Here is a 24,463-nt window from a genome sequence, read left to right on the forward strand (position 1 = left end):
CGTTTAGCGGGCTAGCGTCGTCCACATGGAGACGAACGAGATGCGCGCGGCCCTGTTCGACCGGTACGGACCGCCGGAGGTCCTGTACGTGGGCACGGTGCCGAAGCCGGTCCCCGCCCCCGGACAGGTGCTGGTGCGGGTGCACGCCGTCAGCGTGAACGGCGGCGAGGTGCACGGCCGGACGGGCCGGCTGCGCCTGGTGACCGGGCTGATGCAGCGGGGCTTCCCGAAACGGGTCGGGATCGACCTCACCGGCGAGATCGTCGCCCTGGGGGCCGGGGTGACCGGCCCCCGGGTCGGCGACCGGGTGTGGGGCACGCTGGGCCGCGCGTTCGGAAGCGCCGCCGAGTACGTGGCGATCCACCCCCGCCGCCTGTCCCCGGCCCCGGCGTCCGTCGACCTGGTGGCGGCCGCGGCGCTTCCGGCGGGCACGACGGCCATCACGGCGCTGCGCGACCAGGCCCGGCTCAGGCCAGGCGACCGGCTGCTCGTCCGCGGCGGCAGCGGTGGGGTGGGCGCTGTCGCGGTGCAGCTCGGCAGGGTGCTCGGCGCCCACGTCACCGCCCTCGCCGGGGCACGCAACCTCGACCTCGTCCGCGACCTCGGCGCGCACGAGGCGTATGACTACGCCACCGTCGCCCCGGCGGATCTGGGCAGGTTCGACGTGATCCTGGACACTGCCGGCACCGAGCACGCCGCCTTCCGCCGCCTGCTGACACCGTCCGGCCGCATGGTGGCGATCGCCTTCGATCCGCGCAGGATCGCGGGGTCCGTGGCGTACATCGCCGCCTCGGCCGTCCACGGCCGGCGGCGCGTGCGCTTCTTCAGCGGCAACCCCACCACCCGGCTCCTCACCGACCTCGCCCGGTACGTGGACGGCAGCGCCATCCGCCCGGTCGTGGACACGGTCTTCCCCCTCGACGACATCGCCGCGGCGCACCGGACATTGGAGGCGGGCGGCGTACGCGGCAAGGTCGTCGTGCGCATCGCCTGAGAGCCGTACCGGCCCCGGCCGGGCCGGTACGGCTCTCACGAGGGACGAGGGCCGTCACCTGCCCCTGCCTCTTCCAGAGCGCGGAAGGAGATCCGGGTCGCGGCCAGGTCGGGATCGCGGACGTGCTTCTTCGCCTCGGACTCCGGAACCACCCGCCGGTGCTGCACCTCGAACTCCGGCGCCCACTCCCTGAGCCGGACCTCCGCACGCCAGTAGGAGCGGACGAGGACCAGGCCGAGCTCGCGCCCGCGCACGCATTCGCTGCGGGCATACCCGAGCAGGCGGCTGCCGATGACCGTGACGCACGCTTCTTCGAGCATCTCCCGGCGCAGGGTCTCCTCGATGGTCTCCGCTCCTTCGGGCCGCCCGGCGGGGAAACCCCAGTGCTCACCGTCATGGCTGATGAGGACCAGCTCATCGGCAGCCGTGACGCAGATGCCGGCGGCTCCGTGAGACCTGCCTTCCGGCGGGTCGTCGGCCGGGTGCCAGGACACCTGCCAGTCCTGGCCGTTCGAACGCACGGGCATCCGCTCCCCGTCACGGGCAGGGACGACAGCTGCCATACGACTCTCCCCGGACACGTCTGATCGCTCCCAGACATTCAAGACGACATTCGGGCCACTCGGCAGCCCGTTTCGCAGCGGCCTCCCGCCCGGTGACGCACACCACACGGGCACAGCGTCACAGGATCCCGGGGAGCGGAGTCTCCATGGACAACGCGGACACATCACCCGCCCAGCACGAAAGGAAACCCCACCATGAACGAGCACACGTCACAGCCGAAGGTGGCCCTGATCACCGGCGCGAACAAGGGAATCGGCCGCGCGGTTGCCGAACTGCTGGCCGCACGGAAGGTGACCGTCCTGGTCGGCGCCCGTGACGCGCGCCGCGGCGAGGAGACCGCGGCGGCGATCCGCGCCACGGGAGGGGACGCGCACGCGCTCGAACTGGACGTCACCGCCCCCTCCACCGCCCAGGCAGCCGCCTGCTGGATCGACGACCGCTTCGGCCGTCTGGACGTGCTGGTCAACAACGCCGGTATCACCGGATCGGGCCAGGCCGCGCCCCAGGATGCCCTCGACCGCGTCCCCAGCGCCGTGGACGTGGAGCTGGTCCGCGAGGTGTTCGAGACCAACGTCCTCGGAGTGATCAACGTGACCAACGCGGTGCTCCCGCTGCTGCGGCGATCCCCCGCTGCCCGGATCGTCAACCTCTCCAGCCACGCCGCTTCGCTGACGCTGACCGCCGAGGTCGACGGGCCCTTGTCGGGGCTGCCGTCAGCGGCCTACTCGCCGTCCAAGGCCGCGCTGAACGCGCTGACCCTGCAGTACGCGAACGAGCTGCGTAAAGAGAACATCCTGGTCAACGCCGCCGCCCCCGGTTACGTCGACACCGACATCAACGGCCACAGCGGCTTCCTCACCCCGGCGCAGGGCGCGGCCGTGGTGGTGCGCCTGGCCACCCTCGGCGAGGACGGCCCGACCGGCGGATTCTTCAGCGAGGACGGCCCACTGCCCTGGTGACGATCCGGCGAGAGGATGCGGCCGACGACCGTCCGAACTGGTCACGGCCGGGCGGTCGTCGCCATGGTGACAGCGGTCAGCGCGGCGAGCAGGGCCCAGGCGGGCGCGAAGCTGCCGGTCAGGTCAGTGAGCAGGCCGAGCACGGGCGGCGCCAGGACGACCGCCACCTGGTTGACGGCCATGGCCAGGCCAAGAGTGAATCCGGTGTGGTCCGGCGGCGCCGATTCGGCGGCGTAGGCGACCCAGGGGCCGTACCAGCCGATTCCGAAGAAGCCGAGCCAGACGAACAGCAGGCAGGCCGCGACAGGGGATCGGCCGACGGGGGTGGTCAGCAGCGTCATCCCGATGATCACGGCGGCCAGGCAGGTCAGGACGCAGGCGTAGCGGCCGGACCTGTGCCGGTCGCTCCACGCCGCCAGGCAGACGCGGCCCAGCGCGCCCGCGCACTGGACCGCGACGTAGACCAGGGCCGCCGAGGCGGCGTCCATGGACGTCACCTCGTGCAGGTACAGCACGGTGAGAACGCCCACGCCGCTGTGCACCGACACCATGCTCGTGCCGGACAGGACGATCTTCTTCAGGTACGGTTCGCGCAGCAGTTCCAGCCGCACGCGGGACGCGGCCGGCACCGGGCGCCGGTCCGGCGGGCGGCGGTCCGGCGGGCGGCGGTCCGGCGGGCGGCGGTAGAAGGCCATGAAGACGACGGCGCCCGACAATGCGACGAGCGCACCGGCCACGAGCGTCGACCGCCAGCCGAAGCTCGTCGCCAGCGCGGGAAGCGCGAACGCGGCGAGGACGCCGCCGAGCGGAAGCCCCGCCTGACGGATGCCCATGGCCAAACCACGCTTCGAAGCATCGAACCAGGACGCCACCGACTTACTGCCGCCCGGCTGAATGGCGCTGTACCCGGCACCGACGACCAGCAGGACGACGAGCAAGGAGACGTACCCCGGAGCCGCGCTGCCGGCGGCCAGCGCGGCGGCGACCACGAGAGCGCCGATCCCGACGACCCGGCGTTCGTCGTGGCGGTCCAGCAGCCGTCCCGCCACGATCAGCCCGGCCAGCGGAAGCAGCTGGGCCGCCGACTGCAGCAGGCCCAGCTGGGTCGTGTTCAGCCTCAGGTCCCGTTGCAGGTGGACGCTCATCGCGCCGAGGCCCTGCACGAAGAACGCGGCCGTGGCCTGCGTGAAGGTCGCGACCCCCAGAATGATCCAGCGGTATCGCGACGTCCTCACGGCTTCCAGCACAACAGGGGGTCGGGGTGGTCGGCGAAGCCGAGTCGCCGGTAGAGCGGTTCCGCCTCGCGGGAGGCGGTGAGATCGACGCGTACGGCGTCCCGCTCGCGGAACCAGTCGAGCAGACCGAGCATGATCGCCCGGCTGTGCCCACGCCGCCGGTACGACGGGTCGGTGACCATGCCGATGACGTGGCCGATCCTCCCGTTGCGGGAGTGGGGGCCGGGGAACCACTGTTCGATCGTGCCGATGCCGCAGGCGGCCAGGCCGGTGTCGCCCTCCACGACCAGGATCCGGCAGTCGGGTTCGACCAGCTTCTGCCTGAAGACCCGGGCGAGCGCGTCGCGCCAGTCGTCATCGGCGTCCGCGGGGTGGAAGAAGTCGCCGCCGAGGTCGTCGAAGAGCAGCGCCCGGAGGCGGACGAGTTCCGGAACATCCTGCTCCGTTGCTGTTCGCGTCATGACGTACAGGCTGATGTAATGACCTTGTGCACCTCAACCCTTACGGCGCGGACGTGGTGAACTTCGCCGCGGAACTGGCGAACCGCCCACCGGCGAGCGCCGAGGAACTCGCCCACCGCTGCCGCACGGCCGGTTTGGTGCTGGAACGCCCGGTCGAACCGTCGGATCTCGACCAGACCCTCGCCGTCATCGCCGCCTGGACGAACGTCGTCGACGCCACGGGCGAGCGCGAGAAGGCCAAACTGGTCAACGAGATGCTGGCCCGGTCGGCCGCCTACCCCCGGCTGACCGACCACGCCCATGGCTGGCACCTGCACTATCGCGACGACCTGCAGCCGCTCGGCGCGGTGCTGTTCGCCCTCATCTCGGTCGGCACGGCGATGCACCTCGTCAGCCGAGGCATGGACCGGCTCGGACGGTGTGCCGCCGCCGGTTGCGACACGATCTTCGCGGACACCTCACGCACCGCACGTCAGCGCTACTGCTCCCCCTCGTGCGCCAACAGAGACGCAGTACGCCGCCATCGCGCCCGTCACTCCACGCCTGCCGGCTGACTGCCCGGCAGGCCAGCGCAACCGCTGCTCCTGCGAGAGCCCCTCTTCCACACGAGCGAGCCACCCCACAACTGTCCCGGGCCGGCTTGTCCACCATCACGCTCACATCCAGGCCAGTGAGCCGCAGGTCCCGGCTTTCGTCGCGAGGTTGTGGCTTTCGTCGCGAGGTTGTGGCGCGCTCAGCGCCCTGCTGGCGCACGTCCTCGACCGCACGCCCTCATGAGCCTCCTCCGCTCGGCGCCGACCCCCTGGACACAGGCGGACTCCTAGAAAGTCAGTCATCTGACTAACTACAGGGACCTCGATCGTGCTAAGTTCTACTCAGTCAGTCAGCCAACTAACTGTCAGATCGAGGTGTTCATTGTGATCGTCGTAACCGGAGCCACCGGAAATGTCGGCCGCACGCTGGTCCGCATCCTCGCGGAACAGGGCCATGAGGTGACCGCCGCCTCCCGCCGCATCACCAATGGCGACGTGCCGCCCGGCGTCCGCACGGTCGCCGCCGACCTCTCCCAGTCGTCCGCCGACATGCCTTCCGCGGCGGATGCGGTCTTCCTCCTCGTCGGCGGGGACCTGATGATGGCCGGCGACCCCGCTCGGGTCGTCGCCCAGTTCGCGGGCGCCGGAAAGATCGTCCTGCTCTCTTCCCAGGGAGTGGCCACCCGCCCGGACTCCTTGTCACACGGGCAGGCCTTCGCCGCCTTCGAACAGGTCGTCATGGAGTCCGGCGCAGACTGGACCATCCTGCGCCCCGGCGGCTTCGCCTCCAACGCCTACGCCTGGGCCTCGTCCGTCAAGGCGACCCGCACGATCGCCGCGCCCTTCGGCGAGGTCGGCCTGCCGGTCATCGACCCCGACGACATCGCCGCCGTGGCCGCCGCCGCCCTGACCCAGCCGGGCCACACGAAGGCGATCTACGAACTGACCGGCCCCACGCCAACCACCCCACGCCAGCGCGCGGCCGCCATCGGGGACGCCATCGGCGAGCCCGTCGCCTTCATCGACCAGCCCCGGGAAGAGGCCCTCGCCCAGATGCTCACCTTCATGCCCGCCCCGGTGGCCGACACCACCCTCGACATTCTCGGCACCCCAACCCTGCGCGAGCAGACCGTCAGCCCGGATGTCCAGAAGATCCTCGGCCGCGCCCCCGCCACCTTCGCCGACTGGGCCAAGCGCAACGCCGCAGCCTTCCGCTGACGGCATGAACCTGTGAGTTCCGAGGACACGGCTGTGGGCTTGTCGGCCGCATGCCGTGCGGAGCAAGAGGCGTCGAGAAGATCGCTTCCCGAGAAGGCGGTGATCGCTTTGCGGCGCACGCCGTCCAGGTGGTTGTCGTCCCACTTGCCGGTTGGAGTACGCCAGGCACCCGCATACCCCGACCGGCTTATGGTCAACGGCCGGCCATCTCCTTCACCAGCGTTGCGCCGTCGGTCGCCCTTCCACTCGGGGTGCTGCCCCGCCAGCAGCGCGGCCGTGCCCGTCACGTGCGGCGTCGCCATCGAGGCACCGGATTTGGCGACGTAGGAGCCGGTCCTGGGGCTGTCCTTCCCCCGCGCGGCCGTGATGTCCATCCCGGGAGCGGTGATATCCGGTTTGAGCCCGCCGTCGCCCGGCCTTGGCCCCCTGTTGGACAAAGCGGCAAGCCTGTCCGACTTGTCGACTGCGCCAACTGCCAGCGCGGCGTCCGCCGTAGCCGGGCTGCTGACCCCGCGCTCCAGCCCTTCGTTGCTCCGCGGCGATCACGAAGAGGGTGCCGTACTGATCGCTGAGGGCCTCGACCGCCTGCTCCAGCGGGTCCTGCTCGGGCGTGCCCGGCCTGCCGAGGCTCATGTTCACGACCCGGGCGCCCTGCTCCGCCGCCCACTGCATGCCGGCCAGGATCGCCGAGTCGCTGCAGACGCGCGACGCGCACACCCTGCCGTCCAGCAGCGTGACGCCCGCGGCCACGCCACGGTAGCGGCCACCGGATGCCGCGCCGCTCCCGGTGATGACGGAGGCCACGTGCGTGCCGTGCCCGACAAGGTCACGCTCGTCGGGCTCATCCGTGAAGTCCTTCCTGCCGCTCACCCTGCCCGCCAGATCAGGGTGGGTAGCGTCGATCCCGGTGTCCAGTACCGCGACCTTGACCCCTTCCCCGGTGAAGCCCCTCGCCCAGGCCGCGGGCGCCCCGATCTGCGGGACGCTGGTGTCCAGCGACACCTCTCGCAGCCCGTCGAGCCACACCTTGGCCTTCCCGCCGGCGTCCCGCAGGAGCCCCGCCCGCTTCTCCTCCCCTCCGGTGAGGTCCTTCCAGAAGAGGGAGGCGCGCGCCCGCTCCTCCCGCACCGCGAACCCACCGACCGCGGCCAGCTCCGTTCCGTTCGAGGCTCCGGCCGGCGTCCGGGGCTGAACGGCCCCGGTGACGACGAGCGGGAGATCCCTTCGCCGATCGTCGTAGCCGTACTCCAGCAGGGTGGTCACATCGAACAGCCGCGAGTCCAGCCGCCCGGCGTTCAACAGCGGCATCGCGTCACTCGGCACGACGCGCAACCGCCCGCCGCTCTCGTCGGTGACGAAGGTGACTCCCTTCCTCCCTTCACCGGCCTCGATCACCGCGCCGCGCTGCCCGGTGACGGTGACACGGTCACCGCTGATCAGCGTGAGTGCATCAGTACTTCTCTGCCGCTCCGAAAACTTCTTTCATGCCATGCCCCGAAGCCCCTCCAGATCACGCCGAAGACCCTTTTCACCTGCATCTTCCTGGTGGGGTGTGCACGAGTAGGGCCGGCCTGGGACGTGAGAGGGGTTGGCAAGATCGCTTCCCGCTCGGACTCGTGTCGGAGCGGGGCGGTCCCCGAGCTCTGGCGCGGGCAGGTGGCCAACCCTTCCCGCGGAAGAACCGGCGTTCCAGTTCTGGGGTCACAGGCTCACAGGTGCACGCCTATGTAGGCCATGTTGCTCATGGGCAGGCCTGTGCTTATCACCTGCTCACGCAGCTCGCTGCTCATATGCGCATCTTCAAGCTGCTCAACCGCAACAAGGGCATATGGCCATCTGGCCGATTCCAGCCATGTCTCGGATGATTCCCTACGCGATACGTGCCAGCCGCGCTGCTTCAGCCGATACGCGGCCTCGGTGACCACGTCCTCTTTCGCGTTTCCATCGAGGTAGATCACGAGTTCGTTCATCTCGACGTAGTTGTTCTCCCACTGGTGCGCCACAATGCTGTTTTCGCCGACGACCTGCCCGATGGCCCGTAACTCGGAAAGCACGGCCGGGTCAACGCGCGACACCTGGGGGCCGAAGTAGAGGTGCAGCACGGCCCAGCCGAGGCCCATCACCACCAGCGCAGCAGCTAACGAGCCCACGAGCGGGACCAAGACGCCCTTCAGGCGATTTCGTCCGTACGACAACCTCACGCCCCCTGTACTTCCTCGACCAACCGATCACCGCCTGGACAGCTCACCGCCGTCCATCATGGCCTGGCGCTCCGTCCGCGAAGGAGGCGACACCAAAACCAAGAAGCCCTGTCGCACCCTGGCCATGTCGAGACGCTGCGTGGACGTTCCGGACCCCCTCGAGAAGGCCGGCCTCAACCCCCAGGAATGGAGGCCCCGCGAGATGCGGCACAGCTCCGCCCAATGCCCCCCGGAAGGAGCAGAGGCGATGGACCAGATCTTCCCGGAATCACTATGATCATCGATCCGAACAAGAATACGAAGGATGTCGTATGTGGCCGTTCCGGAGAAGGAAGCAAGAGCGGATCGATCCGGAAGAGCGGTCACCGGAGCTTGGCATCAAATACAAGGACGTGATGGTCATGCGTCAGCTCACCAAGGCAGGGGCTGATCTCGAGCAGCCTCGTCATGTGATCTTCCACCTGTACGCCCCGACCCTCGATGCCGCTCAGAGCATCGCCAAGGAGGCCAACAGCGCCGGCTATGGCCTACGCCCCGAGATCGGGAAGCCTTCCCCGGAATCTCCTGACAGCTGGCCGGTGACCTGCGAGGCGAACGTGGTGATCTCACCCGACTTCGTACGGGAGACAGGCAACCTGTTCGACGACCTGGCGGCTCGCCACCACGGCGAATACGACGGATGGCAGGCCGCAGCCACCCCATGAGGCATAGTCACTCAGGAACGCGAAAGGCCGCCTCCCACAACGGGGAAGCGGCCTTTGGCCTGGGTGGAGATGAGGGGATTCGAACCCCTGACCCCTTCGATGCGAACGAAGTGCGCTACCGGACTGCGCTACATCCCCAAGGACTCGACCAGATTAGCAAACTCCCAAGGGTCCTCGCGCCATCCTCTCAGTCCCCCACCGCCCGTTTGGGTGGTTCGGCGTACTGGTCGAACAGGACGTCGGCGTGCAGCGCGGTCAGGTCGATCACCTCGGCCTCCACCTCGGCCGCCGCCCGGCGCCGCTCGCGGGCCCGTCGCAGCCGCTCAGAGCGCGCCTGGAGGGCCCGCTCGCGGCGTTCGCGATCCACCTGTACGGCGATCCGCAGAAAGGCCATGTACGACAGCATGACGACCACGGACGGCGCCACACCCCACCACGGGATCATCTCGACCCCGGCCGTGACCACCGAGGCGAGGACGAGCAGCGCGGTGAAGAACAACAACCTCCGGCGGCGCGCTACGATGATCGCCCTACGCCGAAACCGGAACTGCCGGACATCGACCTTCTCGACCTCCGGCGCGTCCTCGTCGCCGAGGGTGGCGTCGAGGTTGTCCAGGTCGGGCAGGGCGTGCTCGCCGGTGTAGTGCTCTTCGAGTTCGGCCAGCTCCTGGAGGTTCGTCTTGTCCCGGCGCAACCACATCGGGATCAGGACGCACAGCCACATCACCACAATGGCGACATAGAGGAAGGCGCTGCTCACGACCACCTCCGGGCAGCACGAAAGCGCGTCTGTGCTCGTCGCGCCTTCATTGTGCTCACGTCACGCACCGTAAGACCGTGTGTCACTGATTGACGAGCATTCGGTGCGGTGTGTCGCGAGATCGTCAAACCTCTTCGATCGGAGAACCGCCGTGAGCGGCCGCCTCACGGGCGCGCCGCCACTGTACGAGCAGGCCGCCGGGGACGTCCTCGACGGTCAGCGCGTAGCAGATGTGGTCGCGCCAGGCCCCGTCGATGTGGAGTTGGCGACGCCGAATGCCTTCTTCCCTGAACCCGAGCTTCTCCACCACCCTACGGCTGGCCTGGTTCTCAGGACGGATGTTCGCCTCTAGCCGATGCAATCCGGTGGTGAAAAAGCAATGATCAACGGCCAGGGCCAGGGCGGTGGGGATGATGGCCCGCCCGGCCAGCGCGCCGTCCACCCAGTAACCGACCTGGGCGGAACGGGCAGATCCCCACACGATGGCCCCCACGGTGAGCTGCCCGGCGAAGCGGCCGCCGTAGGTGACCACCCAGGGCAGCGCCAGCCCCTGCCGGGCCTCGCGGCGCAGGGTGCCGACCATGGAGATGTACGGGCCGAGCCCCGTCCTGAACAGCGGGGTCTCGGGGTTGCTCGGTTCCCAGGGACGCAGCCAGTCGGCGTTGCGCAACCTGGTCTCGCGCCAGACGCGTACGTCGCTCAGCCGCAGCGGCCGCAGGCCTACCGGGCCCTCGTTCAGAATCGCCGGCCAGCCACGAAGTCGATCCACGCCTCTCATCATCCCCCCATCGGGCTCGATGTCGCCACGGATCATCGATCGGCAGACCGAAACCTGGTCAGCGGGGGTGGTCGCCGCCCTTCATCTGCTCGACGGCGTGCCGCAGGACGGGCGCGAGCACCGCGACCCCATCCCGGACGCCCCCGGACGAGCCGGGCAGATTCACGATCAACGTGTCACCCGCCTGACCGGCCAGCCCCCGGGACAGGACCGACGTGGGCACCTTGTCGCGATTCGCCAGGCGAATGGCCTCCGCTATACCGGGAATTTCCCTGGTGATCACGCGGGCGGTCATCTCCGGCGTCAGGTCGAGGGGTGTGAGCCCGGTGCCGCCGGTGGTGACGATCACGTCGTAACCCTGCGCGACGCCGTCCCGCAGCGCCGCCTCGACCGCGTCACCGTCGGGGACGACCACAGGCCCCGAGACCTCGCAGCCGGCGTCGGACGCCAGCAGCTCGGCCAGCAACGGCCCTGACTTGTCGGCATAAATCCCGGCGGACGCGCGGTTCGACACGGTCACCACGAGCGCCCTGATCACGTGGCTTCCCTGGTCCACAGGCCGGTCTTGCCGCCCACCTTCTCCTCCACCCGGACATCGGTGATCACGGCGGCCGGATCGACCGCCTTGACCATGTCGATCAGCGCCAGCGCGGCCACGGTGACGGCGGTCAGCGCCTCCATCTCCACCCCGGTGCGGTCGGCCGTCCTCACCCGGGCGGTGATCGCCACGCCCCAGTCCTCGACGTCGAGCACGACCTTGACGCCGTGCAACGCGATCGGGTGGCAGAGCGGGACGAGGTCGGGTGTGCGTTTCGCCCCCATGATCCCGGCGATCCTGGCCACCCCCAGCGCGTCGCCCTTGGGCACCTCGCCCGACCGCAGCAGCGCCACCACCTCGGACGACAGCAGCACCCGCCCGGACGCCGTCGCGGTACGGGCGGAGACGTCCTTGGCCGAGACGTCGACCATGCGCGCCGCGCCCGTCTCGTCGAGGTGCGTGAACTCGCTCAAATCCGGATCACCTCCACCTCGGACCCGCCGGGCACCTCGGTCACGTCCTCCGGCACCACGATCAGCGCGTTCGCCGAGGCCAGGGCCGCGAGCTGGTGGGAGCCCTGCCCGTGGACCGGCGCGACCGTGCCGTCGGAGGACAGCACGCCGCGCAGGTACGAGCGCCGGCCCGACGGCGAGCGCAGCGCCGCGGTGACGTAGGCGGTCACCGGGGCCGTGTCGGTGGGCAGGCCGCGCATCTTGTCGAGCGCGGGGCGGACGAACAGCATGAACGACACGAAGGAGGACACCGGGTTGCCCGGCAGGGCGAAGATCGGCACCCGGTCGTCGCCCAGGACGCCGAAGCCCTGCGGCATGCCGGGCTGCATCGCGACCTTCTCGAACCGGACCGTGCCGAGCGGCGACAGCGCCTCCTTGACGGGCTCGTAGGCCCCCATGGAGACCCCGCCGCTGGTGATGATCGCGTCGGCGCGCACCAGATGGGTGTCGAGCTGGTCGAGCAGCACGGCGGGATCGTCGCCGACGGACCCCGCGCGGAACCCCTCGGCGCCCGCCTCGCGGACCGCGGCCGTCAGGGTGAAGCTGTTGGAGTCCCAGATCTGCCCGCGGTTCAGCGGCGCCCCCGGCTCGACCAGCTCGGCGCCGGTCGAGATGACGACGACGCGCGGCTGCGGACGCACCCACACGCGCCGCCGGCCCACACCGGCGATGATTCCGAGCTGGGCCGGCCCGATCACCGTGCCGGCCTTGAGCACCACCTCGCCCGCCTGGACGTCCTCGCCCGCCCGGCGAATCGCGTTACCGACCGGGACATCCCGATTGATCCGGACGGAGACCGTGCCGCCGTCCGTCCACTCCACCGGTACGACGGAGTCCGCCCCGGCCGGCATCGGCGCCCCGGTCATGATGCGGACGGCATGCCCGGGGCCCACCGCCCGCAGCTCGTCGGAGCCGGCGGCGACGTCGTCGATCACCGGCAGCGTGCCGGGGACGTCCTCGGCCCTGACCGCGTAGCCGTCCATCGCGGAGTTGTCGAACGGCGGCAGCGGCACCGACGAGGAGACGTCCTCGGCCAGCGTCGTGCCTAGCGCCCGCTCCAGCTCCAGCTCCAGAGGCGCCAGCGGACGCACAGTGGCCAGGATCTCGGCCAGATGCGCGTCAACCGATCTCATCGAGGAACTCCCGCAGCCACGGCACGAACTCCGGCGCCAGATCCTCGCGATCGGCGGCGAACTTCACCACCGTGCGCAGATAGTCGAGCTTGTCGCCGGTGTCGTACCGCCGCCCGCGGAACAGCACGCCGTGCACCGGCCCGCCCTGCTCGGAGCCGCGGCCGGCCAGCGTGCGCAGCGCGTCGGTGAGCTGGATCTCGTTGCCGCGCCCCGGCGGGGTGTTCTCCAGGACCTCGAAAATGGCGGGATCGAGCACGTATCGCCCGATGACCGCCCATGTGGAGGGCGCCTCGTCCACCGGCGGCTTCTCCACCAGGTCGGTCACGCGCACGACGTCGTCCTCGACGGTGCCTGCGATGGTGGCCACGCCGTAGAGCGAGACCTGCTCCCTCGGCACCTCCATCAGCGCCACCACGCTGCCGCCGTACGTGTCACGCACCTCGATCATGCGCTTGAGCAGCTGGTCGCGGTAGTCGATCAGGTCGTCACCGAGCAGGCAGGCGAACGGGTGGTCGCCGACGTGCTGCTTGGCGCACAGCACCGCGTGCCCGAGCCCCTTCGGCTCGCCCTGCCGCACGTAGTGCAGCGTGGCGAGCGAGGCGGGCTCGCGGACCTGGGACAACCGTTGCTCGTCGCCCTTGGCCTCCAGGGCCTCTTCCAGCTCGAACGCGCGGTCGAAGTGGTCTTCGATGGACCGCTTGTTCTTGCCGGTGACCATGAGGACGTCGAGGAGCCCGGCGGAGGCCGCCTCCTCGACGACATACTGGATCGCGGGCTTGTCGACGATGGGCAACATCTCTTTGGGTGTCGCCTTGGTCGCCGGGAGGAACCGGGTGCCCAGACCCGCGGCGGGCACGACGGCTTTCGTCACAGGGTCGAAGTCAGCCATGAGTAGACCCTAGTGGAGGTACCTGTGGACAAGCTGAACCTGCGTCGCCGACTGCTCGCGGCGCGTACCGCTCTCCCCCCCGAACAACTGCGGGCAAACGCCACCAAGGTCCGCGAGACGCTGCTCGAACAGCCGTGGGTCCAGATGGCCGGTCTGGTGGCCTGCTACTGGTCGGCGGGGTCGGAGCCGGAGACGCACGGTCTCGTGTTCGCTCTGTGGAAACACGGCGCGACGGTGATCCTTCCGGTGCTGAAAGAGGACAATGACCTGGATTGGGCGGTCTACGACGGCCCGGACACGCTCGCCCCCGGCCGCTTCGGCATCATGGAACCGGTCGACACGCGCCGGGGCGTCGACGCCGTCCGCACGGCCGCGCTGGTGATCGTGCCCGCCCTCGCGGTCGACCGCCGCACGGGGGTGCGGCTCGGACGCGGCGGCGGTTCGTACGACCGCGCGCTGGCCAGGGTGGGGCCCAACGTCCCCACGGTGGCCCTGCTCCACGACGGCGAGCTGATCGACGACGTGCCCGCCGAGCCGCACGACCACCGGGTCCGTTTTGCGATGACGCCGCGCGGACTCACTAGGCTTATGTGACCGAAGGGACGAGAGGGGGCTGGATGACGCTTGATGTCTGGCTCCTGATCGGCGCCGGAATTGTCATCGCGGCCATCGCGTCCGTACGCATCACACATCGCAGCGGTCTGCCCAGTCTTCTCCTCTTCCTGGCCCTCGGTCTGGTTCTGGGGGCCTCGGGGTTCGGCGCCAAGCTGGAGAGCCCGCAGGCCGTCCAGCAGATCGGCCTGATCGCGCTGGCGGTGATCCTGGCCGAGGGCGGTCTGACCACGACCTGGTCGCACGTCCGCAAATCGGTGCCCCTCGCCCTGATCCTGGCCACCGTCGGCGTGGCGGTGAGCATCGTGGTCGTGGCGCTGGCCGTCCAGGGGCTGCTCGGCATGGATCCGACCGCGGCGCTGGTCCTCGGCGCCGTGCTGGCCTCGACGGACGCGGCCGCCGTCTTCTCGGTGCTGCGCAGGTTGCCGCTCCCGACCCGGTTGGCGGGGGTTCTGGAGGCGGAGTCCGGATTCAACGACGCCCCCACGGTCATCGCCGTCGTCCTGCTCAGCGGGGCGTCCCGGCGGCCGGCGTCAGTGGGAACGTTCCTGCTGGAGACGGCCATCGAGCTGGTCATCGGCGCGACCGTGGGCCTCGCGGTCGGACCGGCGGGCGCGTACGCGCTGCGCCGCGTCGCCCTCCCCGCCTCCGGCCTCTACCCGATCGCCGTGCTCGCCCTCACCTTCGTCTCGTACGGCGGCGCGGTGCTGCTGCACGGCTCCGGCTTCCTGGCCGTCTACCTCACGGCCCTCATCCTGGGCAATTCACGCCTGCCCCACCGCGCCGCGACCAGAGGGTTCGCCGAGGGCGCGGCGTGGCTGGCACAGATCGGGCTGTTCGTCATGCTCGGGCTCCTGGCCACCCCCAAGGAGCTGCCGTCGGCCATCGTGCCGGGCGTGATCGCCGGGTCCGTGCTGGCGATGGTGGCCCGCCCGCTGTCGGTGCTGGTCAGCTCGACCGTGGCCCGGGCGTTGCGGCTGGATCGGGTGAGCTGGCGCGACCAGGCGTTCCTGTCGTGGGCGGGGCTGCGCGGCGCGATCCCCATCGTGCTGGCGACCATCCCGTGGGCGTCCGGCGTGCAGGGCTCGAAGGAGATCTTCAACCAGGTCTTCGTGATCGTGATCGTGTTCACGCTGCTGCAGGGGCCCACCCTCCCGTACGCGGCCCGGCTGCTCGGGGTGAGCGCGCCGGGCGAGGCGCACGACCTGGAGGTGGAGTCCGCGCCGCTGGAGGAGCTCAAGGCGGACCTGCTCCAGGTCAAGGTGCCGGTCGGGTCGCGCCTGCACGGCGTGGAGGTCTTCGAGCTGCGCCTGCCCGCCGGAGCCGCCGTCACGCTCGTGGTCCGCGACGGCAAATCGTTCGTACCGGACAACAGCACCCGCGTCCGGGCCGACGACCAGCTCCTGGTGGTCACCACGGCCGCCTGCCGTGACCAGGTCGAACGCCGCCTGCGCGCGGTGAGCCGCAGCGGCAAGCTGGCCGGCTGGTACGGGGAGCGGGGGTTGGAATAGGTGTTTGGCCCAATCGGTTAGCATTAGCAGTCGCATCGCTCGAGTGCCAGAACGTATAAGGAGGAGCGCGTGCCGACCTACCAGTACGCCTGCAACGACTGCGGCGAGCAGCTCGAAGTCGTGCAGAAGTTCACCGACGATGCGCTGACGGTGTGCCCCAACTGTCAGGGCAACCTGCGGAAGGTGTTCTCCGCCGTCGGCATCGTGTTCAAGGGTTCGGGCTTCTACCGCACCGACAACCGCTCGTCCTCGACGTCCTCCGCCTCTTCGACCACCCCGTCGAAGCCGGCCGAGAGCAAGTCGAGCGAGTCGTCGTCCGCGTCGTCCTCGTCGTCGTCCACCCCGGCGCCGGCGCCCGCCGCGGCTTCCAACTAGGCGTGTCACCCCGCCCGCACGGGCGGGGGCCTCATCGAGGCCGGTCGGCGTACGCGCCGAGCAGTTCCGGCGCGATGCGATCGACGAGCCGCGTCAGCTGTGGATCGGGCCCCCAGTCGGCCACGAGCCTGCTCAGCCCCTCGCGTGAGCAGCGCACGAGCCCCAGGGCCGCCCGGTCCCCCTTCGGCGTGAGCCGCAGCCGCTCGCCGTCCTCAGAACGTTCCACCAGCCCCTCGTCCACCAGCCGGTCAAAGTGGGGCCGTCCGTGCGCCCTGCTCACCTTGGCGCACTCGGCCAGCTCGCCCGCGCCGACCCAGCCCTTGCCGTTGAGCCTGGCGAGCACCCACACCCCTTGCGGCGCGAGGCCGCTCAGCCCGGCCAGCGCCCCGAGCCTTTCGTAGTAACCCCTGCGCAGGTCGGCGTCGGCGAGCCGCATGAGCCCCCGTTCGACCTCCTCCAGCGACGACCGCTCGGCCGACGTGGCGCCCAGGCCCTCGCCCAGGTCCGCCGCCTTGGTGGTCTCCCTGAGCCGCGTCTGCGGGATGAACCAGCTCAGCGCGAACGCGCCGAACATCACCGGCGCGGCCACCCGGAAGACGGTGGCGATGGCGTCGGCGTACACATGGAGGAACTGACCGGCCAGCGCGGGAGGCAGCCGCTGGATGACGGTCGGGTCGCGCTGGATCCTGGACGGGTCGAACCCCGCCGGCAACCGGGCCCTGGCCAGCACCTCCCGCAGGTCGCCGTTGAGCGTGCCGGTGAAGACCGCCCCCAGCGTGGCGACCCCGAAGGAGCCGCCGATCGACCGGAAGAACGTCGCCCCCGAGGTGGCCACGCCGAGGTCCTTGAAGTCGACGGCGTTCTGCACGACGATCACCAGCACCTGCATGGTCATCCCGAGCCCGACGCCGAGCACCAGCAAGTAGCCGCCCATCGTCAGCAGGCTGCTGCGCTCGCTCAGCCCGGACAGCAGGAACAGCCCCGCCGTCGCCACGGCCGTGCCCGCGATGGGCAGGAAGCGGTATCTGCCGGTCTTCGAGATCACCAGCCCGCTGACGATCGACATCGTGAGCATCCCGGCCATCATCGGCAGCAGGTACACCCCGGACAAGGTGGGACTCACCCCATGCACGACCTGCAGGAACAGCGGCAGGTACGTGAGCGCCCCGAACATCGCGAACCCCACCACGAACCCCACCGCGGACGACATCGCGAACGCCCGCACCCGGAACAGCCCCAGCGGCAGCACCGGCTCGGCGGCCCGCCGCTCGACGGCCATCCACGCCGCGACCAGCGCCGCCGCCCCCAGCGCCAGGCCGGCGATGACCGGGCTCGCCCAGGGATAGGTCGTGCCGCCCCAGGTCGTGATGAGCACCAGGCACGAGGTCGCGCCGCCGAGCAGCACCACCCCGGCGTAGTCGATGCGATGGCTGGTGCGCGTGTCGTCGCCGGGCAGCGCCGCCGCGATCACGCCCAGGGCGATCGCGCCCAGGGGAAGGTTGACGTAGAACACCCAGTGCCAGGACAGATGGTCGACGAACAGCCCGCCGAGCAGCGGCCCCACGATGCTGCTGACGGCGAAGACGGCGCCGAAGAAGCCCTGGTAGCGCCCTCGTTCGCGGGCCGAGACCACGTCGCCCACGATCGCCTGCGCGAGCACCATGAGCCCGCCGCCGCCCAGCCCCTGGATCGACCGGAACCCGATCAGCTCCCCCATGTTCCGGCTCAGCCCGCACAGGGCCGATCCGAGGAGGAAGATGATGATCGCGGCGATGAAGAGCTTTTTGCGGCCGTACTGGTCGCCCAGTTTGCCCCACAACGGCGTGGAGACGGTCGAGGCGAGCATGTAGCCCGTCACCACCCAGGAGAGCTGCTCCAGCCCGCCCAGGTCGCTCACGATCGTCGGCAGGGCCGTGGAGACTATGGTCTGGTCGAGGGAGGCCAGCAGCATGCCGAGCATCAGCGCGAGGATGATGAGGCCCAGCCCTTTTTGCCGCATGCGGCGATCCTACTCTTCGTACTGGTGTGCGTACGCTCCGCGTTCACCGGGTGATCTCGCGCCCGTGCGGTTGTCCACAGAACGGCGTTCGGCGTTCTCGCTGCCCTCGGCCGTCCGGCTACTCTCGGCGCCATGGTCACTCGCGCAGACATCGGCGTCCTCGGCGGCTCGGGCTTCTACTCCCTGCTCGACGATGCGGAGGAGATCGAGCTCTCCACTCCCTACGGCCCCCCCAGCGACGTCGTCACCGTCGGCCGCATCGGCTCGCGCTCGGTCGCGTTCATCCCCCGGCACGGCCGGGACCACCGCTTCCCTCCCCACCGCATCCCCTACCGCGCCAACCTGTGGGCGCTGCGCTCGCTCGGCGTGACGCAGGTGCTCGCCCCCAGCGCCGTCGGTTCGCTCAAGGCCGAGTACGGCCCCGGCGCCATCGTCGTGCCCGACCAGATCGTCGACCGCACCTCGGGCCGGCCGCAGACGTACTACGACGTCTCGGGGGCCGTCCACGTCTCCTTCGCCGACCCCTACTGCCCGTCCGGCAGAGCCGCGGCCGTGGCCACGGCCCGCTCCACCGGCTGGGGCGACGTCGTCGACGGCGGCACGCTGGTGGTCATCGAGGGCCCCCGCTTCTCCAGCCGGGCCGAGTCCCAGTGGTTCGCCGCCAACGGGTGGTCGATCGTGGGCATGACCGGTTATCCCGAGTCGGTGCTGGCCCGCGAGCTGGCCCTGTGCTACACCTCGCTCTCCCTGGTGACCGACCACGACGCCGGGGTCGAGGCCGGTCAGGGCGTGACCCACGACGAGGTGCTGGAGTTCTTCGCCCGCAACGTCACCCGCATGCGCACGCTGATCGCCGAGACCGTCCAGGCCCTGCCCACCGACCGCACGTGTCCCTGCGGCTCGGCCCTCGACGGCATCAAGCTGCCCTTCGAGCTGCCGTGAGCAGGCAGCCGGCCTGGCTGCGGCCGTGGGCCCGGCGGCGTCGTCTGATCGCGGCGGTCCTGGCCGCGGTGGGCGTCCTGTCGGCTTATGTCGCGCTCCGTCCAGCCGCGGGGCCCGAGGTCCTCGTCGCCGCCCGCGACCTCGCCCCCGGCCCGCTGCGTCCCGGTGACCTCCGTCCGGCGCCGCTCGCCCGTCCGCCCGACGGGGCCATCCGGTCGTACGCGGCGGGCCGCTACCTCGCCGGGCCCATGCGCCGGGGCGAGCCGCTGACCGACGCCCGCCTGCTCCATCCCCTGCCGCTGCCGCCGGGCACGGTGGCCGCCCCTGTCCGCATCGCCGACCCCGACGCCGTCGCCCTCATCTCCCCCGGCTCGACCGTCGGCGTCCTGGCCGCCGGGGAGGGCGGTCAGCCGGCCCAGCTCATCGCCGACGACGTCCGCGTGATCACCATCCCGCGTCCCGCCGACGACTCCCGTACCGGCGGCGCGCTGGTGGTGCTGGCGGCGACCCCGTACCAGGCGGCCCAGCTGGCAGGCGCCCAGGCATCGGGCCGCCTCTCCATCACCTTCAAGAGTTAGCTGAGAGTAATCATTCGACTACGATTCTCGGCCATGAACGGATTCAAGAAGTTCCTCATGCAGGGCAACGTCCTCGACCTGGCGGTCGCGGTGGTCATCGGGGCGGCCTTCAACTCGATCGTGCAGTCGTTCGTCGCCGACCTGCTGACCCCACTGATCTCGGCCTTCGGCGGCCTGCCCGACTTCTCCTCGCTGAAGGTCACCGTCGGCGCGTCCCACTTCATGTACGGCAAGTTCGTCAACGCGGTGATCTCGTTCCTGATGATCGCGGCGGTGATCTACTTCCTGGTCGTCAGGCCGTACACGCATTTCAAGGAGCGCGCGGCGACCCGGGTCGAGGCCAAGACCCGCGACTGCCCCGAATGCCTGTCGGAGATCCCGAAGGCCGCCTCCCGCTGCGCCTTCTGCAGCGCCGAGGTCGTGCCCGCCTAGAGCTGCGAGTCGATCTTCGGGTCGTACTCCCAGTGCCACGGCTCGAACGGGCTGCTGTAGGCCCAGGCGGGATGGAACCACCCGTACCGCTTGGAGTTCTTCTCCATCCACACGAACTCCGTGGACCGGAACCGCTCCACGCCGCCGCACAGGTCCACAGCCAGCCCGAGACCGTGGTTGCTTCGCCCCGGCACGGCCGCGAACCCCGGCCGCCGGTAGTAGACGGACTGCTGCTCGGCCAGGCTCCGGTAGGCGTCCGTCACGCAGATCGCCTTGCCGAACCGCCTCCGGTAGGCCTCGTTCAGGCTGACGAAGGCGATGGTGGCGTCCGCCCGCAGACTGAAGCCCTTCTGCTGCAGCGGACAGAGCATGCTCTTGGGGATGAGCCCGTTGGGGTAGTTGTTGGCCGTGGCGGCCTGGAGGGGGTTGCAGCCCAGCGCCGCCCGTCCGACCTTGTCGATCTTGATGCCCAGCTTCACCAGCGCCGCGGTGAGCGACTTGACGATCTTGTCCGAACGCTGCCTGAGCGTGTCGATCTCGGCCGCCATCTGGGCCTCGGCCAGCAAGTTGCCCGCCCTCAGCTCCTGAGCCTCGGCGGCCAGCCGCTCGGCCTCCTTGTACAGGGTGCTGGTCTGCTCCACGGCCTGCTGCCGCACCCGGACCATCTCCGTCGAGTCCGAGAGCGCCCGCAGAGTGCCGACGCCGGCGTCCCCCGACAGGAACGGCACCACGCCGTCCGCCCCGACGGGCTGCTCGTAGAGCAGCTCCGCCAGCTGCGAGACCGGCTGCCGGATCACCGCGAGCCTGCGCTCCAGATCCTGCAGCCCGTTCAGCTTGGTCTTGAGCTCCTTCTCGGACGCCGCGATCGTGGCACGCCGCTTCTCCAGCGCCTTGGTGGCGTCCTCAAGCTCCTTGGCCGACTTCTCGGCCTCCTTGCGCAGCTCCGCCAGATTGCTCGGATCCCGCCGCTCCATCTGGGTCCGCGCCTGCGCCTGAACCGCTGATGGCACGAAGAGAGAAGCCATCGCCATGACGACCGCGATCAGACCCGCTGATCGAGGGGATGGCACGTTCGACTCCTCCGTTTGCACACTCGTTACCCGGGTCAGGCACGCACGTTACTACAGCCCCCTGAGTGTCCGGACCGAACTCTGAAGAGCTGCTATGAGACAAAAAGCGCACTATGTACGGCTCCCCCTCCCCACCAGCGACATCGCATCCCTACCTCCACGCTCGCCACCGAACAGTGCGCCTTGACCTCTCTGTCGGTGTTCAGGCGGCCCGTGAGGCGCTGTCACTGCGCAACCCCGAAAGACGGCTGCGAAAGCGCGCACACTGGCCACCCGTACCAACCGCACCCCTGCCTGTCATGGAGGGTTGTGCCCCTCATGCACCGCCGCCCGGCACGCACCCAGACCTCCAGCCGCCCGGGCACGGCATTGCCCCCGCGACTCCACCTGGGCTCTCTTGCGATGGTTCGTCTCCGCCGTCCGCTACAGCACCCTTTCTCACCTCTCCGAGGCCTTCGGCGTCTCTTGTCACGAGGACCGCGACCCCTTACAAGGACCCGCGACGCCCCCTTGCGGACTCCTCCGCCCTCTGAGCTTCGGCGGCTTGTCCTCCTCCAGGAACGGTGCTCACCAGACCCTTGCGACCAGTCCCTCTAGAGATCACCGCCGACAGCGTCTCCAGACCTCCGAGTCTGTCGCGGCCTGTTGGGCACGACGGGAGGTCATCCCAAGAGCTGCGACACTCGGCCCACAGTCCTCCACACGCTGCAACGTCGCCGAGCCATTCCTGACCTCGCCTCAGCCCTTGGCTTCAGAACCTTCGCTCCAGCCACGCAGTCCCACGCGGGCCCGCCACCAAGAGTGACCAGGCCATGCGCGACGGCCTCCAGCGTGCCCACCGAAGTCGACGCCCCCTGCCCCAGCAGTGCAGTGCCCCCTGATCGGGAAACCCCAACCGCAACCACACCAACCCCCAAGCCACTCCCGCGCCTAACCGCCCCGAGACACCGCAACACGGGGAGAACGTTCACTGGCCTAGCCGGCCGCCGGCCGCCTGGGGCGCCGCCGTACCCCGCGACCACACCCTCCTCAGCCAACGCCCCTCGTCAACTTCACAAACCCGACAACCAGCCATAGCGGGCATTCTGGACTGCCTCCTGTTCCCGCTCCCGGCACATGTCCCACAGCCAGGTGTCCTCCCACTCCCCCGCACACCCAGGCGAGGACCGCGAAGCCTCAGGCGCGTACGGCTCCTCCTCAACCACAGGATCCGGCTCCGGCGCAGGCGCGGGCACCGAGGACCGCACCTCCAACGCCTCAGACACCTCGGCGACCTTCCGCACAGGCGCCGGAATCACCCCTTCGTACCGCCGATCAGGATGCGCAGGCGCGGGCATCCACACGGGCTCGAACGCCAACCGCACCGCCCTCCGCTCCTCCATCCCCACCGGCGCACCAACTCCCTCGAACCCCCGCATCTCCCCCGCCAACAGTCCGCCGGCAAGAATCGCCGGCGCCAGCAACGCCCCGAACAACACAACGGGCCGCCTACGAGCTTGCGTGGATCGCCTCCTGGTCACACGCAGAAGCTAGCCACGCACGAAGCACCGGAATCCGACCGCTTGCCATGCCTTTACCGCAGCTCAGAGCACCCATAACCAACCTCACCAAACTGACCCCGGCCCGGCGGCCCACGCACTGCCCAACTTTCGCTAGGCTTACGAGGGTCCGCCTCCGTAGCTCAGGGGATAGAGCACCGCTCTCCTAAAGCGGGTGCCGCAGGTTCGAATCCTGCCGGGGGCACTCATCTCCACCAGGCGTTTGGGCCTCTGACCTGCGGTTTCTCGACCGCAGGTCTTTTGTTTCGCCGCCCTCGATAGGTAGCCAACAGTGCCCATACGCCGCCATGCGACCATGATCAGGGGACATATGGGGGATGATCTTGATAGCGTTTCCCCAGCTCAGGCCCTGATTCTCCCGTCATCCCGCCTCAGACATCCGCCACGGCCAACCGGCATCACACGAACGCCACGGGCGTTCGTGTAGGTAGGCGCGCACTACTGCGTCCTTCGACGCCAACTCGAACAGCTCCTTCGGCACGTGCCCGGACTGCTGTGACACCAACGCCAGCCCCATCCAGCGCTTGCGCGCCACGACGGCCGATGACCTTCACCTGGCCCAGCACCGCGCGCGGCCCGCACTGGCGCGAGACGAACGGGTGACCTCCTCGATCATCATCAGCACCGGCGGGCACGGCCAACCCTCCTTGTCGATGGGTTTATCGCTGGCCACCGCGAACACCCGGTCGACCATGACCGGCAGCAGGACAGCGATGGCGACGCGACCTGAGAATCGGACATTAGGACGCGACGATCGGCCTGCCCTCTTCAGGTATATCCACTAGCAGAAACGATCTTCCAGCTGCACAATTCCGTACGTGAAGGCATATGTCGGAGTCACCGACGGCGACTGGTACCAATTCATCTCAGCGCGCCCAACCTTGACGGAAGCCAACTTCTGGCGTCCCTCGGGAAGCACGAACTTCCGCGCACTGCGTCCCGGCGAGCCGTTCTTCTTCAAGACCCACCATCCGAGTAGGAACCCGATCAACGGCTTTCCGTACAACCAGGTGGTCGGCGGCGGCATCTTCGAAACCTTCCAGCCGCTTCCCCTGTCGGAGGCATGGGAGACCTTCGGCGAGGCCAACGGCGCCGACCATCAGGAGCAGATGAAGGAGAGGATCAGCAAGTATCGTCGAAGTCCCATAGAAGCAGGTGAGGACCCGACCATCGGCTGCGTCCTGCTCCGAGACACTCGATTCTTCGAGCTTCCAGCGGGCCCACCCCCTGACTTCGCCCCCAACATCGTTCAAGGCAAGGGCTACGACATGGCCACCCCGCCTTACACCGACTACTTCACCGACCTCATGACCCGCCTACTCGGAAACGACACCACCGACGTGTCACAACCATGGCGGCTCGAAGGCCCCGTCTTTGGGGACCCCCGCTTGAGTCCCCGCCGGCTTGGCCAGCGAGCCTTCAAAGCTGTGGTCCTCAACGCCTATGAGGGACGCTGCGCCGTCACCGGCTCGACGATCCGCCCAGTACTGCAAGCAGCCCACATCCGACCAGTGACACGCGGAGGCGAACACCGGCTGGACAACGGCATCCTGCTGCGATCGGACGTGCACATCCTGTTCGATCATGGATATCTCGCGATCGGTACGGACTACCGGCTACTAGTGAGCCCGCGCTTACGCGAAGAGTTCGGTGACGGCGACGAGCTCTACCGACATGCAGGAAGTACGGTCACCATGCCTTCCAACGTATCCGACCGACCCAGCCAAGCCTTCCTGGAATGGCATCTGAACGAGGTGTTCCTCACAACGTAGAGGCACGCCCGAACTGTCGCTTACGGGTGCAGCGCGGTGCAACGGCGCCCGGGTTGTCGAGTATGGCGTCGCCGAGCAGGCCCCGGCCGGATGCCGTGGTCGAAACGGTCCATCACCCGATCGGCCACGAGCCT

At 69.4% G+C, this 24,463-nt stretch carries 24 protein-coding genes, 2 tRNA genes and 2 pseudogenes; 13 read left to right on the forward strand and 15 right to left on the reverse strand.

From position 1 onward, the window contains the following. The first annotated feature begins 25 nt into the window (after positions 1-25). The gene (locus AB0C33_RS47065; protein ID WP_358301022.1) at positions 26-994 is read left to right on the forward strand and encodes an NAD(P)-dependent alcohol dehydrogenase; all 969 of its coding nucleotides are present in this window, start codon (positions 26-28) and stop codon (positions 992-994) included. Positions 995-1,029: 35 nt separating this feature from the next. Here the strand turns inward: AB0C33_RS47065 and AB0C33_RS47070 are convergent, their stop codons facing one another. Beyond that, positions 1,030-1,557, reverse strand: a complete 528-nt coding sequence (locus AB0C33_RS47070) for an NUDIX domain-containing protein (RefSeq protein WP_358301024.1) — start codon at positions 1,555-1,557, stop codon at positions 1,030-1,032. A gap of 195 nt (positions 1,558-1,752) precedes the next feature. Between AB0C33_RS47070 and AB0C33_RS47075 the strand changes: the two genes are divergently transcribed. Next, positions 1,753-2,517, forward strand: coding sequence for an SDR family oxidoreductase (locus AB0C33_RS47075; protein WP_358301027.1), 765 nt, complete (start codon positions 1,753-1,755; stop codon positions 2,515-2,517). A gap of 41 nt (positions 2,518-2,558) precedes the next feature. Here the strand turns inward: AB0C33_RS47075 and AB0C33_RS47080 are convergent, their stop codons facing one another. Continuing rightward, positions 2,559-3,752, reverse strand: a complete 1,194-nt coding sequence (locus AB0C33_RS47080) for an MFS transporter (protein ID WP_358301030.1) — start codon at positions 3,750-3,752, stop codon at positions 2,559-2,561. Further along, the gene (locus AB0C33_RS47085) at positions 3,749-4,213 is read right to left on the reverse strand and encodes a GNAT family N-acetyltransferase (RefSeq protein WP_358301033.1); all 465 of its coding nucleotides are present in this window, start codon (positions 4,211-4,213) and stop codon (positions 3,749-3,751) included. The genes AB0C33_RS47080 and AB0C33_RS47085 overlap by 4 nt, the downstream gene beginning before the upstream one ends. Before the next feature lie 26 nt (positions 4,214-4,239). Here AB0C33_RS47085 and AB0C33_RS47090 point away from each other — a divergent pair, with 26 nt between their 5' ends. Both AB0C33_RS47090 and AB0C33_RS47095 read left to right on the forward strand, forming a co-directional pair. Then, positions 4,240-4,767 (forward strand): CGNR zinc finger domain-containing protein, encoded by a 528-nt coding sequence (locus AB0C33_RS47090; protein ID WP_358301036.1) that lies wholly within the window; start codon positions 4,240-4,242, stop codon positions 4,765-4,767. Positions 4,768-5,130: 363 nt separating this feature from the next. Next, complete coding sequence (locus AB0C33_RS47095) at positions 5,131-5,964, forward strand: NAD(P)H-binding protein (RefSeq protein ID WP_358301039.1); 834 nt, start codon at positions 5,131-5,133, stop codon at positions 5,962-5,964. 296 nt (positions 5,965-6,260) lie between these two features. On the opposite strand, the pseudogene AB0C33_RS47100 reads toward AB0C33_RS47095, so the two are convergent. The 3 genes and pseudogenes from AB0C33_RS47100 to AB0C33_RS47110 form a co-directional block, all read right to left on the reverse strand. Beyond that, a pseudogene (locus AB0C33_RS47100) lies at positions 6,261-6,485 on the reverse strand (S8 family serine peptidase); the annotation flags it as partial. Between the two features lie 25 nt (positions 6,486-6,510). Continuing rightward, positions 6,511-7,272: pseudogene (locus tag AB0C33_RS47105) on the reverse strand (S8 family serine peptidase); the annotation flags it as partial. Between the two features lie 401 nt (positions 7,273-7,673). Next, positions 7,674-8,165: a hypothetical protein gene (locus tag AB0C33_RS47110; protein ID WP_358301042.1), complete on the reverse strand. Its 492-nt coding sequence runs from the start codon at positions 8,163-8,165 to the stop codon at positions 7,674-7,676. Between the two features lie 311 nt (positions 8,166-8,476). Here AB0C33_RS47110 and AB0C33_RS47115 point away from each other — a divergent pair, with 311 nt between their 5' ends. Then, a complete protein-coding gene (locus AB0C33_RS47115) occupies positions 8,477-8,869 on the forward strand; it encodes a ribonuclease E inhibitor RraB (RefSeq protein WP_358301045.1) in 393 nt (130 codons plus the stop codon). Positions 8,870-8,933: 64 nt separating this feature from the next. Here the strand turns inward: AB0C33_RS47115 and AB0C33_RS47120 are convergent. From AB0C33_RS47120 to galU, 7 genes are all read right to left on the reverse strand, one after another. Continuing rightward, positions 8,934-9,007 (reverse strand) — tRNA-Ala (locus AB0C33_RS47120). Between the two features lie 49 nt (positions 9,008-9,056). Then, complete coding sequence (locus AB0C33_RS47125; RefSeq protein WP_358301048.1) at positions 9,057-9,629, reverse strand: hypothetical protein; 573 nt, start codon at positions 9,627-9,629, stop codon at positions 9,057-9,059. Between the two features lie 124 nt (positions 9,630-9,753). After that, positions 9,754-10,407, reverse strand: coding sequence for a GNAT family protein (locus tag AB0C33_RS47130; RefSeq protein ID WP_352366396.1), 654 nt, complete (start codon positions 10,405-10,407; stop codon positions 9,754-9,756). 58 nt (positions 10,408-10,465) lie between these two features. Further along, positions 10,466-10,945: a MogA/MoaB family molybdenum cofactor biosynthesis protein gene (locus tag AB0C33_RS47135; RefSeq protein ID WP_352325746.1), complete on the reverse strand. Its 480-nt coding sequence runs from the start codon at positions 10,943-10,945 to the stop codon at positions 10,466-10,468. Next, complete coding sequence (gene moaC / locus AB0C33_RS47140; protein ID WP_358301051.1) at positions 10,942-11,418, reverse strand: cyclic pyranopterin monophosphate synthase MoaC; 477 nt, start codon at positions 11,416-11,418, stop codon at positions 10,942-10,944. Before moaC ends, AB0C33_RS47135 begins: the two co-directional genes overlap by 4 nt. Further along, complete coding sequence (gene glp, locus AB0C33_RS47145) at positions 11,415-12,590, reverse strand: gephyrin-like molybdotransferase Glp (RefSeq protein WP_358301054.1); 1,176 nt, start codon at positions 12,588-12,590, stop codon at positions 11,415-11,417. The genes moaC and glp overlap by 4 nt, the downstream gene beginning before the upstream one ends. Continuing rightward, a complete protein-coding gene (galU, locus tag AB0C33_RS47150) occupies positions 12,577-13,479 on the reverse strand; it encodes a UTP--glucose-1-phosphate uridylyltransferase GalU (protein ID WP_358301057.1) in 903 nt (300 codons plus the stop codon). Before galU ends, glp begins: the two co-directional genes overlap by 14 nt. Before the next feature lie 24 nt (positions 13,480-13,503). Between galU and AB0C33_RS47155 the strand changes: the two genes are divergently transcribed. The 3 genes from AB0C33_RS47155 (at position 13,504) to AB0C33_RS47165 (ending at position 15,977) form a co-directional block, all read left to right on the forward strand. Beyond that, positions 13,504-14,073, forward strand: coding sequence for a 5-formyltetrahydrofolate cyclo-ligase (locus AB0C33_RS47155; protein WP_358301060.1), 570 nt, complete (start codon positions 13,504-13,506; stop codon positions 14,071-14,073). Between the two features lie 23 nt (positions 14,074-14,096). Beyond that, complete coding sequence (locus tag AB0C33_RS47160; protein ID WP_358301063.1) at positions 14,097-15,602, forward strand: potassium/proton antiporter; 1,506 nt, start codon at positions 14,097-14,099, stop codon at positions 15,600-15,602. Between the two features lie 69 nt (positions 15,603-15,671). Then, positions 15,672-15,977, forward strand: coding sequence for an FmdB family zinc ribbon protein (locus tag AB0C33_RS47165; RefSeq protein WP_352366385.1), 306 nt, complete (start codon positions 15,672-15,674; stop codon positions 15,975-15,977). A 31-nt stretch (positions 15,978-16,008) separates the two neighbouring features. Here the strand turns inward: AB0C33_RS47165 and AB0C33_RS47170 are convergent, their stop codons facing one another. Continuing rightward, entirely contained in the window at positions 16,009-17,976 is a 1,968-nt protein-coding gene (locus AB0C33_RS47170; RefSeq protein ID WP_358301066.1) for an MFS transporter, read from the reverse strand. A 132-nt stretch (positions 17,977-18,108) separates the two neighbouring features. On the opposite strand from AB0C33_RS47170, the gene AB0C33_RS47175 reads away from it, so the two are divergent. The 3 genes from AB0C33_RS47175 to mscL are packed head-to-tail and all read left to right on the forward strand — an operon-like array spanning position 18,109 to position 19,928. Continuing rightward, entirely contained in the window at positions 18,109-18,918 is an 810-nt protein-coding gene (locus AB0C33_RS47175; RefSeq protein ID WP_358301069.1) for an S-methyl-5'-thioadenosine phosphorylase, read from the forward strand. Beyond that, positions 18,915-19,496, forward strand: a complete 582-nt coding sequence (locus AB0C33_RS47180; RefSeq protein ID WP_358301072.1) for an RcpC/CpaB family pilus assembly protein — start codon at positions 18,915-18,917, stop codon at positions 19,494-19,496. Before AB0C33_RS47175 ends, AB0C33_RS47180 begins: the two co-directional genes overlap by 4 nt. Before the next feature lie 33 nt (positions 19,497-19,529). Next, a complete protein-coding gene (gene mscL / locus AB0C33_RS47185; protein WP_358301075.1) occupies positions 19,530-19,928 on the forward strand; it encodes a large conductance mechanosensitive channel protein MscL in 399 nt (132 codons plus the stop codon). Here the strand turns inward: mscL and AB0C33_RS47190 are convergent. Next, positions 19,925-20,938, reverse strand: coding sequence for a D-alanyl-D-alanine carboxypeptidase family protein (locus tag AB0C33_RS47190; protein WP_358301078.1), 1,014 nt, complete (start codon positions 20,936-20,938; stop codon positions 19,925-19,927). The two genes, mscL and AB0C33_RS47190, sit on opposite strands and share 4 nt — an antisense overlap. A gap of 1,730 nt (positions 20,939-22,668) precedes the next feature. Here AB0C33_RS47190 and AB0C33_RS47195 point away from each other — a divergent pair. Together AB0C33_RS47195 and AB0C33_RS47200 are read left to right on the forward strand one after the other, a co-directional pair. Next, a tRNA-Arg gene (locus tag AB0C33_RS47195) sits at positions 22,669-22,741 on the forward strand. 634 nt (positions 22,742-23,375) lie between these two features. Beyond that, positions 23,376-24,329 carry an HNH endonuclease gene (locus tag AB0C33_RS47200; protein ID WP_358301081.1) on the forward strand — a complete coding sequence of 318 codons (954 nt, stop codon included), beginning with the start codon at positions 23,376-23,378 and terminating at the stop codon, positions 24,327-24,329. Positions 24,330-24,463 lie beyond the last annotated feature (134 nt).

The organism is Nonomuraea sp. NPDC048881, assembly GCF_040649795.1.
Taxonomy (GTDB): domain Bacteria; phylum Actinomycetota; class Actinomycetes; order Streptosporangiales; family Streptosporangiaceae; genus Nonomuraea.

Excerpts from the sequence above, each read along its gene's own strand:
- galU (WP_358301057.1), bottom strand. The coding sequence starts at position 13,479 with ATGGCTGACTTCGACCCTGTGACGAAAGCCGTCGTGCCCGCCGCGGGT.
- AB0C33_RS47115 (WP_358301045.1), top strand. The coding sequence starts at position 8,477 with ATGTGGCCGTTCCGGAGAAGGAAGCAAGAGCGGATCGATCCGGAAGAG.
- AB0C33_RS47085 (WP_358301033.1), bottom strand. The coding sequence starts at position 4,213 with ATGACGCGAACAGCAACGGAGCAGGATGTTCCGGAACTCGTCCGCCTC.
- AB0C33_RS47130 (WP_352366396.1), bottom strand. The coding sequence starts at position 10,407 with ATGAGAGGCGTGGATCGACTTCGTGGCTGGCCGGCGATTCTGAACGAG.
- AB0C33_RS47075 (WP_358301027.1), top strand. The coding sequence starts at position 1,753 with ATGAACGAGCACACGTCACAGCCGAAGGTGGCCCTGATCACCGGCGCG.
- AB0C33_RS47175 (WP_358301069.1), top strand. The coding sequence starts at position 18,109 with ATGGTCACTCGCGCAGACATCGGCGTCCTCGGCGGCTCGGGCTTCTAC.
- mscL (WP_358301075.1), top strand. The coding sequence starts at position 19,530 with ATGAACGGATTCAAGAAGTTCCTCATGCAGGGCAACGTCCTCGACCTG.
- glp (WP_358301054.1), bottom strand. The coding sequence starts at position 12,590 with ATGAGATCGGTTGACGCGCATCTGGCCGAGATCCTGGCCACTGTGCGT.
- AB0C33_RS47170 (WP_358301066.1), bottom strand. The coding sequence starts at position 17,976 with ATGCGGCAAAAAGGGCTGGGCCTCATCATCCTCGCGCTGATGCTCGGC.
- AB0C33_RS47065 (WP_358301022.1), top strand. The coding sequence starts at position 26 with ATGGAGACGAACGAGATGCGCGCGGCCCTGTTCGACCGGTACGGACCG.
- AB0C33_RS47160 (WP_358301063.1), top strand. The coding sequence starts at position 14,097 with ATGACGCTTGATGTCTGGCTCCTGATCGGCGCCGGAATTGTCATCGCG.
- AB0C33_RS47070 (WP_358301024.1), bottom strand. The coding sequence starts at position 1,557 with ATGGCAGCTGTCGTCCCTGCCCGTGACGGGGAGCGGATGCCCGTGCGT.